At 60.4% G+C, this 14,919-nt stretch carries 12 protein-coding genes; 9 read left to right on the top strand and 3 right to left on the bottom strand.

Annotated elements, in window-relative coordinates:
• Positions 1 to 62 precede the first annotated feature (62 nt).
• The 7 genes from pnp (at position 63) to IMCC20628_RS19210 (ending at position 9,475) form a co-directional block, all read left to right on the top strand.
• The gene (gene pnp / locus IMCC20628_RS19240) at positions 63 to 2,183 is read left to right on the top strand and encodes a polyribonucleotide nucleotidyltransferase (RefSeq protein WP_047031541.1); all 2,121 of its coding nucleotides are present in this window, start codon (positions 63 to 65) and stop codon (positions 2,181 to 2,183) included.
• 169 nt (positions 2,184 to 2,352) lie between these two features.
• The gene (locus IMCC20628_RS19235; RefSeq protein ID WP_047031540.1) at positions 2,353 to 3,705 is read left to right on the top strand and encodes a YihY family inner membrane protein; all 1,353 of its coding nucleotides are present in this window, start codon (positions 2,353 to 2,355) and stop codon (positions 3,703 to 3,705) included.
• Positions 3,706 to 3,827: 122 nt separating this feature from the next.
• Positions 3,828 to 4,490: a paraquat-inducible protein A gene (locus tag IMCC20628_RS19230; protein ID WP_047031539.1), complete on the top strand. Its 663-nt coding sequence runs from the start codon at positions 3,828 to 3,830 to the stop codon at positions 4,488 to 4,490.
• Positions 4,487 to 5,101: a paraquat-inducible protein A gene (locus tag IMCC20628_RS19225; protein WP_210165843.1), complete on the top strand. Its 615-nt coding sequence runs from the start codon at positions 4,487 to 4,489 to the stop codon at positions 5,099 to 5,101. Before IMCC20628_RS19230 ends, IMCC20628_RS19225 begins: the two co-directional genes overlap by 4 nt.
• A complete protein-coding gene (locus tag IMCC20628_RS19220; protein WP_047031537.1) occupies positions 5,098 to 7,200 on the top strand; it encodes an MlaD family protein in 2,103 nt (700 codons plus the stop codon). The genes IMCC20628_RS19225 and IMCC20628_RS19220 overlap by 4 nt, the downstream gene beginning before the upstream one ends.
• 4 nt (positions 7,201 to 7,204) lie before the next feature.
• Entirely contained in the window at positions 7,205 to 7,774 is a 570-nt protein-coding gene (locus tag IMCC20628_RS19215; RefSeq protein WP_047031536.1) for an ABC-type transport auxiliary lipoprotein family protein, read from the top strand.
• A 174-nt stretch (positions 7,775 to 7,948) separates the two neighbouring features.
• On the top strand, positions 7,949 to 9,475 hold the full coding sequence (locus IMCC20628_RS19210; protein ID WP_047031535.1) for a fused MFS/spermidine synthase: 1,527 nt from the start codon (positions 7,949 to 7,951) through the stop codon (positions 9,473 to 9,475).
• Positions 9,476 to 9,573: 98 nt separating this feature from the next.
• Here IMCC20628_RS19210 and fabI read toward each other — a convergent pair whose 3' ends face one another.
• The 3 genes from fabI to fabA form a co-directional block, all read right to left on the bottom strand.
• Positions 9,574 to 10,383 carry an enoyl-ACP reductase FabI gene (gene fabI, locus IMCC20628_RS19205; RefSeq protein ID WP_047031534.1) on the bottom strand — a complete coding sequence of 270 codons (810 nt, stop codon included), beginning with the start codon at positions 10,381 to 10,383 and terminating at the stop codon, positions 9,574 to 9,576.
• Positions 10,384 to 10,388: 5 nt separating this feature from the next.
• Positions 10,389 to 11,612, bottom strand: coding sequence for a beta-ketoacyl-ACP synthase I (gene fabB / locus IMCC20628_RS19200; RefSeq protein WP_047031533.1), 1,224 nt, complete (start codon positions 11,610 to 11,612; stop codon positions 10,389 to 10,391).
• Positions 11,613 to 11,684: 72 nt separating this feature from the next.
• Positions 11,685 to 12,200 (bottom strand): 3-hydroxyacyl-[acyl-carrier-protein] dehydratase FabA, encoded by a 516-nt coding sequence (fabA, locus tag IMCC20628_RS19195; protein ID WP_047031532.1) that lies wholly within the window; start codon positions 12,198 to 12,200, stop codon positions 11,685 to 11,687.
• Positions 12,201 to 12,447: 247 nt separating this feature from the next.
• Here fabA and irrA point away from each other — a divergent pair, with 247 nt between their 5' ends.
• Both irrA and ilvD read left to right on the top strand, forming a co-directional pair.
• Positions 12,448 to 12,879 (top strand): iron response transcriptional regulator IrrA, encoded by a 432-nt coding sequence (irrA, locus tag IMCC20628_RS19190; protein WP_047031531.1) that lies wholly within the window; start codon positions 12,448 to 12,450, stop codon positions 12,877 to 12,879.
• A 189-nt stretch (positions 12,880 to 13,068) separates the two neighbouring features.
• Positions 13,069 to 14,901 carry a dihydroxy-acid dehydratase gene (gene ilvD, locus IMCC20628_RS19185; protein ID WP_047031530.1) on the top strand — a complete coding sequence of 611 codons (1,833 nt, stop codon included), beginning with the start codon at positions 13,069 to 13,071 and terminating at the stop codon, positions 14,899 to 14,901.
• The last annotated feature ends 18 nt before the right edge of the window (positions 14,902 to 14,919 follow it).

Here is a 14,919-nt window from a genome sequence, read left to right as displayed (position 1 = left end):
GACAGTGACGCGCGCGGCCTCAACCAGGCCATGCCCACATGCCCGCATACGAAGGACAACACATGTTCGATACCCACAAGGTCGAGATTGAATGGGGCGGTCGTCCGCTCACACTGGAAACCGGCAAGGTTGCCCGTCAGGCTGATGGCGCCGTCATCGCCACCTACGGCGAAACCGTCGTGCTCGCCACCGTCGTTTCGGCAAAATCGCCAAAGCCCGGCCAGGATTTCTTTCCGCTGACCGTCAACTACCAGGAAAAGACCTACGCAGCCGGCAAGATCCCCGGTGGCTATTTCAAGCGCGAAGGCCGCCCGAGCGAGAACGAGACGCTGACGTCGCGCCTCATCGACCGTCCGCTGCGCCCGCTGTTTCCCGATGGCTACAAGAACGACACCCAGATCATCATCACCGTTCTGCAGCATGATCTCGAAAACAACCCCGACATCCTGGCTCTGGTCGCGGCTTCTGCTGCACTGACCATTTCCGGCATTCCTTTCATGGGCCCGATCGCTGGCGCCCGCGTCGGTTACATCGGTGGCGAATACGTCCTCAACCCGCATGTCGATGAGATGCCTGAATCGGATCTCGATCTGATCGTTGCCGGCACTTCCGACGCCGTTCTGATGGTGGAATCCGAAGCCAAGGAACTCGGCGAAGAAGTCATGCTCGGCGCCGTCATGTTCGGCCACAAGGCCATGCAGCCGGTCGTCGACGCGATCATCAAGCTGGCTGAAGCCGCTGCCAAAGAGCCGCGCGACTTCTCTGTTCCTGACAATTCGGCACTCGAAACCGAAATGCTCGCCATGTGCGAAAAGGGTCTTCGCGACGCTTACAAGAACACCGACAAGACCGCCCGCTACAATGCACTCGACGCGGTCAAGGCTACTGTGAAGGCTCACTTCGCACCGGCTGACGGCGAAGAAGCCCGCTTCTCCTCCGAAGTCATCGGCGCTGTCTTCAAGACGCTGCAGGCCAAGGTCGTCCGTGGCGCCATCATCGAGACCAAGAGCCGCATCGACGGCCGCGATCTCTCGACCGTGCGTCCGATCGTTTCCGAAGTCGGCATTCTGCCACGCACCCATGGTTCCGCCCTGTTCACACGCGGCGAAACCCAGGCGATCGTTGTCGCCACGCTGGGTACCGGCGAAGACGAGCAGTATGTGGACAGCCTGACGGGGACCAAGAAGGCCACCTTCATGCTGCACTACAACTTCCCGCCTTACTCGGTTGGCGAAACCGGCCGTACCGGTTCGCCCGGCCGCCGCGAAATCGGCCATGGCAAGCTCGCATGGCGCGCCATCCACCCGATGATGCCGTCCGCTGACCAGTTCCCCTACACGCTGCGCGTTGTCTCGGAAATCACCGAGTCCAACGGTTCGTCCTCGATGGCCACAGTCTGCGGCACATCGCTGGCGCTGATGGATGCGGGCGTGCCTCTGGCCAAGCCTGTCGCCGGTATCGCCATGGGCCTGATCAAGGAAGACAAGGACTTTGCAGTCCTGTCCGACATCCTTGGTGATGAAGATCACCTCGGCGACATGGACTTCAAGGTTGCCGGCACCACCGACGGCATCACTGCCCTGCAGATGGACATCAAGATCGATGGCATCACCGAGGAAATCATGCAGATCGCGCTTGGCCAGGCCAAGGACGGTCGTTTGCACATCCTCACCGAGATGGGCAACGCCATTGCCGAAAGCCGTGGCCAGCTGGGCGAGTTCGCTCCGCGCATCGAAGTGATGAACATCCCGGTCGACAAGATCCGTGATGTCATCGGCACAGGCGGCAAGATCATCCGCGAGATCGTCGAAAAGACCGGCGCCAAGATCAACATCGACGACGATGGCACCATCAAGATCGCTTCGTCCTCGGGTAAGGAAATCGAGGCCGCCAAGAAGTGGATCCACTCGATCGTTGCCGAGCCTGAAATCGGCGTGATCTATGAAGGTACAGTCGTCAAGGTCGCCGATTTCGGCGCCTTCGTGAACTTCTTCGGTCCCAAGGACGGTCTGGTCCACATCTCGCAGCTGGCCGCCGAACGCGTTGCCAAGACTGGCGATGTGGTCAAGGAAGGCCAGAAAGTCTGGGTCAAGCTCCTGGGCTTCGACGAACGTGGCAAGGTCCGCCTGTCGATGAAGGTCGTCGATCAGGAAACCGGCAAGGAAGTCGAAGGCGGCGAATAAGCCCCGACGACAACTGGCCAGGGGCGGCGCGCTGCCCGAGCTGAGAAATTGAAAAGCCCCCGGATTGCAAAATCCGGGGGTTTTTCGCGTTTTGGCGGGCAGGTCGTTGTGAGAAATCTTCCCGATATTCAGGTCTATCTGTAGAAAGACGAAGACTGTAAAAGACTGCATGAGCAAATGGCAGCAACCCAGCATCAGCCCAATCCTGAAGAACATCGGACACTTCATCGTGTTTGCGATCCGCAGGTTTTTCAACGAGCGCATGAGCAGCGCCGCCGCCTCGCTGACCTATTCGACACTTCTGGCGCTGGTGCCGATGCTGGTTATCGCATTCGCGATCCTGTCGAGTTTTCCAGCCTTCGATGTGGTCAAGGATCGGATGCAGGCGCTTTTCTTCGCCGCCGTGGTGCCGGAGGCGGGTGCGGCGATCACCGAATACCTGTCCAATTTCACACAGAGCGCCAACAATCTGACCGCTGTCGGCGTGGTTGCACTGGCGATCACAGCACTTTTGCTGCTCTCGACAATTGAGGACACGCTCAATCGTGTCTGGCATGTCGAACGGCCGCGTCCGATCTTTGTAAGATTCCTGATCTTCTGGGCGATCCTGACCATGGGTCCGCTTGTCTTCGGCGCCAGCTTCACCATGACCTCGGACATCGCCGCGATTGCCCGCCGGTCCGGATTCTTTGACTTGGGCGGCGCAGTCGACGAGGTGCTTCTGGAAGGATGGTCGTCGCTGAGCAACCTGTTGAGCCTGGCAATCAAAATCTGCGGCTTTACGGCCCTGTTTGTTCTTGTTCCTGCACGCCGTGTCCGTATCCGTCACGCCGCGATCGGCGCAACATTTGCAGCTGTCGTGCTTGAGGTCTTGTCGTGGGGGTTCAATTCGTTTCTCACCTCTGGTTCAAGCTACGAAACGATCTATGGCGCAGTCGCCGCGGTTCCCGTCTTCCTGGTCTGGATCTACGCATCGTGGACGGTGATCATTCTGGGCGCGGTTGTGGCCGCAGCCATTCCCGATTGGAGATTGGCCAGGGCCGCTGTGCTCAGCGTGCATTTGAAAGCTTCCGGAAAGCTGACAATCGCCATCGCACTCCTGGCAAAGCTCTATCAGCAAGCGCAGACCGGCGGTGCCGTGGCCGAGGAAGAACTGGTTGAAACGATCCCTATCGAGGCCCGTGACGAAATTTACAACATCCTTCAGGCTTCGGGCTATGTTCTGCAGACCGAAGAAGGCAGCGTGGTGCTGGCTCGCGATCTCCACACCACGACAATCTTCGAACTGGCGACGGAAATGGAACTGGCATTGGGTATCGCTGCCGATCGCAAGGCTGATACGGGCCTCGAAGCCATCGAGGGGCTTGCTGAGGAAACCGCTGCGATTCGTCGCCTGTTGACCGCGCTCTCCGATGCCGAGGCGCGGATTCTGGGCTGCCCGATCGTCGAGGTGATCGCCGGCCGCACTTGCGAAGTCGAGTTGAAAAGCCAAGAACAAACCGCACGGGAACAAAGTGCCTGATCGCTTGCTGCATGGTGGTGAATCGCCTGTGCCGGCATTTCTTTGTGCCCAGGCCGTGTTCGCCTCTTTTTCGCTATGATCGTCGCTACATGAAACATCTCACCGGGAAAGGACTGGATTGAGTGGCAGAGACCGACGCAGAATTTCCCCGGAATGCTCTTCCCGGTGCAGTGCACCTCGGAGACCTGATTGCATGTCCGCATTGCGACGCGCTTTACACGGCCCACGTGCCCGCGAGCGGTGAGCAGGCGGTCTGCGCGCGCTGTCACACCGTGCTGATTGCGCCGATCCGCAAGGCTGGCCTCAAGATCATCGCGCTGACGGTGGCCATGCTGATCCTGATCGTTTCGGCGGTGTTCTTTCCGTTTCTCAACATCGAGGTCTCCGGCTTCACCAATCAGGCCTCCATTCTCGACACGGCGCTGTCGTTCCGCTCTGGCCTGATGGCACTGCTGGCGGTGGCGACAGCCGCCATGGTCGTGCTGATCCCGGCGTTACGCCTGTTGCTGGTGCTCTATGTGCTGACTCCGATCGTTCGGGACCGCGTTCCCTATCGGTATGCGAAATCCGCATTCGGGCTGTCGCAGCGGCTCAAGCCCTGGGCCATGGCCGAAATTTTTGCCATTGGCTGCGCGGTTGCACTGGTCAAGGTCGCCGCTTTGGCATCAATCGGCTTCGGGCCGGCGTTCTGGATGTTCACGGCTTTCGTGTTCATAGTCCTTGTTAGCGACAACTTTTACTGTACATGGTCGGTATGGAAATCACTGGAACATCAACAGGATTGACCGCACGCGCGGCTGGTTTGGTTGCCTGTCGCCATTGTGCGCGGGTCTGGCCGGCTGGAACCGTGCAATGCGAACGCTGCGGCAGTCATCTGCAATCGCGCGACACCCACAGTCTCCAAAAGGTCTGGGCGCTGTGGCTGGCGGGACTGATCTGCTATGTTCCGGCCAATATCTATCCGATGCTGGTGACCCAGACTTTGTTGCAGCACTCGGAGAGTACCATTGTCGGTGGCGCGGTGGAACTGCTGCAGCACGGCTCATTCGGTGTCGCGGGTATCATCCTTGTGGCCAGCGTGCTGATCCCGGTGGGGAAATTCATGGCCATTGCCTATCTGGCAATCTCTGTGCGCAGGGGCACGAAGATGTCGTCCGGCCGCCGCCACCATCTTTATGAGGTGGTCGAGTTCATCGGCCGCTGGTCGATGATCGACGTGTTCGTCGTGGCAATTCTCAGCTCGCTTGTGCAATTGTCCGTTGTCGCATCCATTCATCCCGGACCGGCGGCGTTGACCTTTGCGCTGTCGGTTGTCTTCACCATGCTGTCCGCACAGTCCTTCGATACCCGTCTCATCTGGGACGAACCTCTTCAAGAAAGCGACACGACCGGATGAACGATATCGATACTCCCGCTTCCGGCAGGCCCGGCGACGTTCCGGTGAAGCCCGGAAAAAAAACCTTTTGGGACAGCGCGTCGCTGATCTGGGCGATCCCGGTCATAGCGCTCGGCATTGCGCTTGCGGCTGCCTGGCAAAGCTACAATCAGCGCGGCCCGCTGATCGAGATTTCGTTTACCGAAGCCGCTGGGATCAAGGCGCAGGAGACCCAGCTTCGCTATCGCGACCTCAGCGTCGGCAAGGTCGAGCAGATCCGCTTCAGCGACAATCTGGAGAAGGTCGTGGTGTCGATCCGCATCGAGAAGGATCTGGCCCGCTACATTGATGCCGATGCAAAATTCTGGGTCGTACGTCCGGAAGTCAGCGCCCGCGGCGTTTCCGGCCTCGATACGGTGCTCTCGGGCGTCTATATTCAGGGTGTCTGGGACAATGTCATTGCCAGCCCCAGAGCCACATTCGAAGGGCTGGCCGACGCGCCGCTGATCGGTCTGGGCCGCGAAGGCATCACCTTCAAGCTGCGCTCCACCAAAGGCCTGCCGGGCGCCGGTACGCCGATCCTTTACAAGGATGTCGAGGTTGGCGCGATTGGCGAGACTTCGTTCAACAAGGACGGCACCGGGGTAATCGCCGATGCGGTGATCTATGAACCGATGACCGGTTTCGTCACCACATCGACCCGCTTCTGGGACATTTCAGGCTTCAGCTTTTCGCTCGGCGCCACCGGCGCGAAGGTCAATTTCAACTCTCTCGCATCACTGATTTCCGGCGGCGTGACCTTCGAGACAATCGGATCGGGTGGCGAGCCGCTGACCGAGGGCACGGTCTATGATCTGTTCAAGTCCGAAGATGAGGCCCGCGACGAATTCCTGATCGAAGACGAAGGCAAGGCCGTCGATGTCGCCATGGTGTTCGACCAGAACCTGCCCGGACTGTCCACAGGTGCGGCCGTGGAACTCGGCGGCTTGCGGGTCGGCGATGTCACCGGCATCAATGGGCTGGTCGACAAGGAGCGTTTCGGCGACAGCTATGTCCGTCTCATCGCCTCGGTGAGGCTCAATCCGGGCCGGCTCGGCCTGGGCGAGGGCGCCGGCGAAGACGCGCTGCTGGATTACCTCGAAGACCGCACCAAGGATGGTTTGCGGGCCCGGCTTGTCAACGCATCGCTGTTTACCGGCGGCCTCAAGATCGAGCTCGCCGATCTGCCCGATGCCAAGCCGGCGACACTTGACCGTGCCGCCACCCCCTTGCCGACAATTCCCACCGCACCGGCTGATGTCGCCGATGTCGGGGCCACCGCCCAGGGCGTGCTGCAGCGTGTCAGCGATCTCCCGATCGAGGAACTGATGCAGTCGGTGATCGCCTTTCTCGGCAATGCCACCGCTCTGGTCGGCTCCAAGGAACTGCAAGCCGCACCGGCCGAACTCACCGGCCTGCTGGCGGCTGTCCGCACCGTGGCTGAAAGCCAGCGTGTCCAGGGCATGCCCGAGCAGATCGGCGGGCTTCTCGATGAACTCAAGACCACCAGCGCGACGCTCAACCGGCTGATGCGCGAACTCGAAACCCAAAAGACCATCGAACGCCTGACCGAGACGGTTGATGCTGTCGCAACCGCCGCTGACGGCCTGCCGCAACTGGTCGAAGAGGCGCGCGGCATCCTGAAAAACGCTGGCGAGGTGCCGCTGAACGAACTCGCCGACAGGGCTGCAAACCTGCTCGAGGCAGCCAATCTGCTGCTCGATCAGGATTCGACCCGGCAATTGCCCGCAGAACTCAATGGCGCACTCGCCGCCATGCGCCAGACGCTGGATGAGTTGCAGAACGGTGGTCTTGTCGACAATGCCAATGCGACGCTGTCCTCGGCGCGTGAGGCTGCTGACGCCATCGCCGAAGCCTCGGCAACGCTGCCGCAGCTTGCCGGCGAGTTGCGCAAGGTCGCAGGTCAGGCCGGTGTGACGCTGCAGGCCTATTCCGGCGATTCAGAGTTCAGCCGCGACACCCGCGGCGCCATCAACAAGATCGACGCAGCCGCGCGCGCCATCGAAAGCCTGGCCCGCGCCATCGAACGCAACCCGAATTCGCTTCTTCTGGGACGGTAAACCAATGCCAAAACGCCATATCTCCACGCTGATGCTTGTGCTCTCGGCCGTTGCGCTGAGCGCCTGCACCACCAAGGATATCCGCTACGCCAGCGAGCAGATCGAACCCTCCGCGCGGATCAGTTCCCGCTATGAGACCGTGGAAGTGGTCGAGGTCACCTTGCCGGTCTATGCGGCTTCCGAGCAGATTTTCACGCAAGGCGCAGACGGTGCGATCACCGAGCTCGGGCCGCTATGGGCCGACAATCCTGCGCGGGCGATCACCTTGAAGCTGGCGCGCGACATGGGAGCCATCACCGGCGCGAGGGTGGTGCCCGAGCCATGGCCATTCCGCGGCCGTGCCGAGGCCAGGGTCGATGTCCGCATCGAGGAAATGCTGGCGACGTCTGACGGTGCCTTCAGGATTGCCGGCCAGTTCTTCGTAGCCCCCGAGAATGCCAAGGCCGACCGCTCCGGCCAGTTCTCGATCTCGGTACCCCTGCCGGCAAAACCCACCCCGATCCAGATCGCCACCGCCCGCAGCGCGGCAACGTCACAGCTGGCTGAAAAGATCGCCAGGACGGGGCTGAAGTAGGGCTGGGAAATGAGAGGCGGCGAATTGGGGCGGACTTCAAAACTTGGGCGGGAGGACCGTCTCTACGCTCGACACAGATGACAGCTTTGCGCATGACGTGGATGAAGCTTCTTTGTCCGGGAGACAGTCAAGGCCACTTGACTGGTTTTCCGGCGTAGAGATACTCGTCTGCTGATGACAAAACCCTCCCTCCCCAGGCTGATACCGCTTTGGTTGCTGATCTTCCTTCAGGCTGGCATTTCCGCGTCGAGCCTTGTTGTCGAGATCCTCGCGGGGCGCATGATTGCGCCCTATGTCGGTATGAGCCTTTACACCTGGACATCTATCATCGCGGTGGTGCTTGCAGGCTTTTCAGCCGGCCACTGGTGGGGCGGAAGGATCGCCGGGCTCCAGACCGGCCGCGCTCTGCGGTTTACGGGCTGGACCATGATCGCAGCCGCCTGCACGACTGCCGCGGCAACGGTTTTCCTACGGGCTGTCGCCAGTCCTGTTCTTGAAACTCTCCAGCATCCTTTGGCTGCAATTACGGCCCTCAGCACGCTGGCATTCTTCCTGCCTTCACTTTTCGCAGGTGTGCCGGCACCTGTCTTGACAGTGGCCGCGATGCGCAACAATGACCAATCCGAGCGTGCGCTCGGTGCAATGTTTGCGGCAGGAGCGATTGGCGCAATTGCCGGGACACTCCTGGCGGGCTTTGTGTTTGTCCCATGGCTAGGCTCGGTGGCAACCCTGTTCGTGATTGCCGTGGTCTATCTCATTGCTGCGGGTGTTTGCTTCTGGCTCGGCGGCGCGTCACGTCGCGAGTTCATTACCTCTGTCTCAGGCATCAGCATAGTCTCTCTGATCGGAATTAGTGCTTTTGGTCTGCCGCCCGTATGCGACCGGGAAAGCAGCTATTACTGCATCCGGACGGTGGCAGTTTCGGACAATTCGCAGGATCCGATCAACCTGATGATCGTCGATCATCTTGCGCATGGGATTAGCGCCCGAGATGCACCTCGGGTCATGTTTACCGAACACGCGGCAATGCTGGATGCTTTGCCTCGAATGCGTATGGGGCGAACGGATTTCACGTCTTTTCATATTGGTGGGGGATCCTACTCAGTGCCTCGGGCCTGGGCGGATAGGGGGATTTCAGGCATAACGATTGCCGAGATCGACGCCGAAGTGACGGCTATGGCCGTCAACCGCTTCTGGTTTGATCCCAAGACCGCCTCGGTCCTGCACGGCGACGCACGGCTGGCGCTGCGCAACAACGCTCAACGGTTTGATGTCATCGTCGGCGATGCCTTCACCGATATTGCCGTTCCTGAACATCTGGTGACGCTGGAGTTTTTTACCCTGGTTTCCGACAGGCTGGCCTCAGGTGGAGTCTTTGCCATGAACCTCCTGGATAATATGGACCGGCTCGATGCGCTGGCCGCAGTCGTTGCAACTCTGCGCAAGGTTTTTCCAAGCGTCGAGGTCTGGACTGTAGGAAATCCGCCCCGACCGGGTGAGCGTCGGGTTTTTGTCCTGCTGGCCAGCGCAAAGGACAGCCCTGTATCGACGATCGAGACGGCGGCCCCGGATGTTACCCGCTTCCAAGTGCTGGAGACCGGGTTTGTTGACACCATTCTTCAGCGGAAAAACGCGCAGATCCTGACCGATGATCACGCGCCATTGAGTTACCTTATGGGTCTGGATCCCGTCATAAACTGACGCTGTCTGCATCGCGCGTCCGATGACGGTTCACAAAAAAAGCCCCGAACCATCCGGCCCGAGGCTTCCCGTTTCCACCAAACCTTGCGGCTTGAATGTTATTCCGTGTCGGCTTTGGTCAGTTCCTCGACGATCGGCATCGAGGTGATATTGAAGCCGGAATCGACGTAGTGGATTTCGCCGGTGACGCCCGACGACAGGTCGGACAGCAGATAGAGCGCCGATTTGCCGACGTCGTCGATGTCGACGGTGCGTCTGAGCGGTGCGTTCTTCTTCTGGTAGCTGAACATGGCGCGCGCGTCGCCGATGCCGGCACCCGCCAGCGTCCGCACCGGGCCTGCCGAGATGGCGTTGACGCGGATGCCGTCCTGACCGTAATCGGCGGCCAGATAGCGCACCATGGCTTCAAGCGCTGCCTTGGCGATGCCCATCACATTGTAGTTCGGCATAACCCGCATTGAGCCGCCATAGGTCAGCGTCAGGATGGAGCCGCCATCGCTCATCAGAGGGGCCGCGCGTTGCGCCACTTCGGTGAAGGAATAGGCCGAGATAACCATGGTGCGGGAGAAATTCGCCCGCGTGGTCACATCGGCATAACGGCCCTTGAGCTCGGTCTTGTCAGAAAACCCGATGGCATGGACGACAAAGTCGATCGTGCCCCATTCTTCCTTCAAACGGTCAAACACTGCGTCGACGGTGCTGACATCCTCGACATCGCACGGCAGCAGCAGCGTCGAGCCGAGCGAATCGGCCAGTGGTTTTACCCGCCGCCCAAAAGCTTCGCCCTGATAGGTGAACGCCAGTTCGGCGCCGGCCTCTGAAAGCTGCTTGGCGATGCCCCAGGCAATCGAATGGCTGTTGGCGACGCCCATGATGAGGCCCCGCTTGCCCTGCATTATTCCGGTCATGGAGTTCACCCGTTATAACGCTGGAACACGAGCGTCGCGTTGGTTCCGCCAAAGCCGAAGGAGTTCGACAGTACGGTGTCAATCTTGGCGTCATCGATGCGCTTGCGCACGATCGGCACGCCGTCAAATTCCGGATCCAGCTCGGTGATGTGCGCGCTTTCGCCGATGAAGTTTTCCTTCATCATCAACAGCGAGTAGATCGCCTCCTGCACGCCGGTGGCGCCGAGCGAATGCCCGGTCAGCGATTTGGTCGACTGCACATGCGGCATGTCGGTGCCGAACACTTCGCGGATCGCGCCGATTTCCTTGGAATCGCCCACCGGCGTCGAGGTGCCGTGGGTGTTGATGTAATCGACACGGCCTTTGACGTCAGCCAGCGCCTGCCGCATGCAGCGGATAGCACCTTCGCCCGATGGGGCAACCATGTCGTAACCGTCGGACGTCGCACCATAGCCGGCCAGTTCGCCATAGATCTTGGCACCGCGCGCCTTGGCGTGCTCGAGCTCTTCCAGCACCACCACGCCGGCACCGCCGGCGATGACAAAGCCGTCGCGGGTGATGTCATAGGCACGGCTTGCCGTGGTCGGCGAGGTCTCGTTGTATTTCGAGCTCATCGCGCCCATGGCGTCAAACAGGTTCGACATCGACCAGTCGAGGTCTTCGTGACCGCCGGCAAACATCATGTCCTGCTTGCCCCACTGGATCAGCTCCGCCGCATTGCCGATGCAATGCGCCGAAGTCGAGCAGGCCGACGAGATCGAATAATTGACGCCGTGGATCTTGAACCAGGTCGCAAGCGTCGCCGATGCGGTCGAGGACATGGCTTTCGGCACCGCGAACGGGCCGATGCGCTTCGGGCTGCCGTTCTTGCGGGTGATGTCGGCTGCATCGATCAGCGTCCGTGTCGACGGTCCGCCCGAGCCCATGACAATGCCGGTGCGCTCGTGGCTGATCTCGGCCTCTTCAAGCCCTGCATCCTCGATCGCCTGCTTCATGGCGACATGGTTCCAGGCGCCGCCGCGCGACAGGAAACGCATGGCGCGGCGGTCGACCATGTCGGTCGGGTCCAGCGTCGGTGCGCCCCAGACCTGGCTGCGGAAGCCATGGTCGGCGAAATCCTGGCTGAAACTGATGCCGGATCTGGCCTGGCGCAGTGAGTCGGTCACTTCGCTGGCTGTGTTGCCGATCGAGGATACAATCCCCATGCCTGTCACAACGACTCGTCTCATATGTCTGCCCTTTCGAGTAGAGGGTCCTGATGTGTCCTGACGCCCGTTGCGGTCGCCCGGTTTCCGGATGTGTCAGCCAGTTTTGTCTTTTGCAAGGCCGACCTTCAAATCCGACGCGTTATAAATGGTTTCGCCATCGGCCTTGAGCCAGCCATTGGCGATGCCGAGCACCAGACGACCGCGCATGACGCGCTTGAAATCGATGCCGTATTCGAGCTTCTTGACGTCCGGCGTCACCATGCCCTTGAACTTCACTTCGCCGGTCGACAGCGCCATGCCGCGGCCCTGTTCGCCAAGCCAGCCGAGATAGAACCCGGTCAATTGCCACATGCCGTCAAGTCCGAGACAGCCTGGCATTACCGGATTGCCCTTGAAATGGCAGGGGAAGAACCAGAGGTCCGGGGTGATGTCGAATTCGGCGCGCAGATAGCCCTTGTCGAATTCGCCGCCGGTTTCCGAAATATCGGTGATCCGGTGCACCATCAGCATCGGCGGCAGCGGCAGCTGTGCATTGCCGGGCCCGAAAAGCTCGCCTTCCGCGCAGGTCAGGATTTCTTCGTATGAATAGCTCGATTGCCTGTCGACCATGTAAAATGCATCTCCTCGTTCGCCGCCTCACCGCGCGGCTTCAAATTCTGCTGTGCACGCTAGCACAGGCCCGTGTCGCGGCGAAACCACCCGTCGCGGCATTCCCGGATAAAGCCCGAATAAAGGATGAGGCCTTCAAGGGAAAGAGCTGAGGGGACGGAAAGTGGCTTTCATGGGGTCTATTGAAAGCGCTGCCCACAAAAGATATATGAAACCCATGACATCCATCGATTGGACGCCGTAGACCATGCCTGTTGAACAGAGATCAAAATCCGCCGACCGCGATGCGGCTGCACGCCTGCGCGGCGCCGGGCTTCGTCCGACGCGTCAACGCGTGGCTCTGGCCGATCTGCTGTTCGCCAAGGGCGACCGGCACCTGACAGCCGAGGAACTGCACGAAGAAGCGTCCTGCATCGGCTGCTCCTGTTCGCTGGCGACAGTCTACAACACGCTGCATCAGTTCACCGAGGCTGGTCTGCTCAGGGTGCTGTCGCTGGAAACCGCCAAGACCTATTTCGACACCAATGTCTCCGACCACCACCATTTCGTGGTCGAGGGCTGTAACCGGGTGCTCGACATTCCGGTCGGCAATATATCGGTCACCGACCTGCCCGAAGCCCCCGACGGTATGGAAATCACCCATGTCGATGTGGTGATCCGCGTCCGCCCCAAGCGCTGACGTCACGCCATCAGTCCCCGCGCCGCCTTTTCATGACACCGGATTGCGCCGTTTATCGAGCCGGCGCGTGTTCTGGTCTGATCGCTCTGGAAATGCTGACGATTTCCGATTACTAGCATTATGAGACTGTTATGCCCCGGCAAGCGCGTCTGATCGCCCTTGAGCCGGTATTACTATGAGGAAAATTCAATGCCGCCTTTTCGTTCGAGAACATCCACCCATGGCCGCAACATGGCAGGCGCCCGTGGCCTCTGGCGCGCAACGGGCATGAAGGACGGCGATTTCGGCAAGCCGATCATCGCGGTGGTCAATTCCTTCACCCAGTTCGTGCCCGGTCACGTCCACCTCAAGGATCTCGGACAGCTGGTTGCCGGTGAAATCGAAAAGGCCGGCGGCGTTGCCAAGGAATTCAACACAATCGCGGTCGATGACGGCATCGCCATGGGCCATGACGGCATGTTGTATTCGCTGCCCTCGCGCGAATTGATCGCCGATTCGGTCGAATACATGGTCAACGCCCACTGCGCCGATGCGATGGTCTGCATCTCCAATTGTGACAAGATCACTCCGGGCATGCTGATGGCGGCCATGCGGCTCAACATTCCGGTGGTCTTTGTCTCCGGCGGCCCGATGGAAGCCGGCAAGGTGATTCTCGAAGACGGCACCGAGAAGGCACTGGATCTGGTCGATGCCATGGTCGCCGCCGCCGATGACAGCATCAGCGATGCCGATGTGGCCTCGATCGAACGCTCGGCCTGTCCCACCTGCGGCTCCTGCTCGGGCATGTTCACCGCCAATTCGATGAACTGCCTCGCCGAGGCGATGGGTCTGGCACTGCCGGGCAATGGCTCCACGCTCGCCACCCACTCCGATCGGGAATACCTGTTTCGCGAAGCCGGACGCAGGATCGTCGGTCTGGCCAAGCAATACTATACAGGCGATGACGCCAGCGTGCTGCCGCGCTCGATAGCCTCATTTGCAGCCTTCGAGAATGCCATGACGCTGGACATCGCCATGGGCGGATCCACCAACACGGTGCTGCATCTGCTGGCCATCGCCCATGAAGGCGAAGTGGATTTCACCATGGCCGATATCGACCGGCTGTCGCGCGGCGTTCCGGTGCTGTGCAAGGTCGCACCCGCCAAGGCCGATGTGCACATGGAAGACATTCACCGCGCCGGCGGCATCATGGCGATTCTCGGGGAGTTGAACCGGGCAGGCCTGCTCGACACATCCGTCAGCACCATTCATGAAAAGACCCTCGAGGATGCGCTGAAAAAATGGGATGTGGTACAGTCGACTGACGAAGCGGTGCATGAGTTTTACCGCGCAGCACCGGGCGGCGTGCCGACCCAGACCGCCTTTTCGCAGTCCCGCCGCTATGCCAGCGTTGACACCGACCGGGAAAATGGCGTGATCCGCAATGCTGAGCATGCCTTTTCCAAGGACGGTGGACTGGCCGTGCTGTTCGGCAATCTGGCCGAGGATGGCTGCATCGTCAAAACCGCAGGCGTCGACGAATCGATCCTGAAATTCTCAGGGCCTGCCAAGATCTTTGAAAGCCAGGATGACGCGGTCTCCGACATCCTCACCGGCAAGGTCAAGCCTGGCCAGGTTGTGCTGATTCGCTATGAGGGACCGCGCGGCGGCCCCGGCATGCAGGAAATGCTCTATCCGACCAGCTATCTCAAATCCAAGGGACTTGGCAAAGCCTGTGCGCTGGTCACCGATGGCCGCTTTTCCGGCGGGTCTTCGGGGCTGTCGATCGGCCATGTGTCGCCGGAAGCGGCTGAAGGCGGAACCATCGGTCTGGTAGAAGATGGCGATCTTATTGAAATAGATATTCCAAATCGCAGCATTCATCTGGCCGTGGACGAGGCCACGCTTGCCGAACGTCGCGCCGAGCGCGAAGCGGAAGGCTGGAAGCCGTCCAAGCCGCGCAAACGCGCCGTTTCGACCGCGCTCAAAGCCTATGCGGCCATGACCAGCAGTGCATCAAAGGGCGCTGTTCGCATCCTGTGAGGATGCGGGCGCTGCGTC

This window comes from Hoeflea sp. IMCC20628, assembly GCF_001011155.1.
Classification (GTDB): Bacteria; Pseudomonadota; Alphaproteobacteria; order Rhizobiales; family Rhizobiaceae; genus Hoeflea.
Note: the sequence above shows the minus strand (reverse complement) of the source record. Positions and strands in the feature narration are given on the sequence as shown.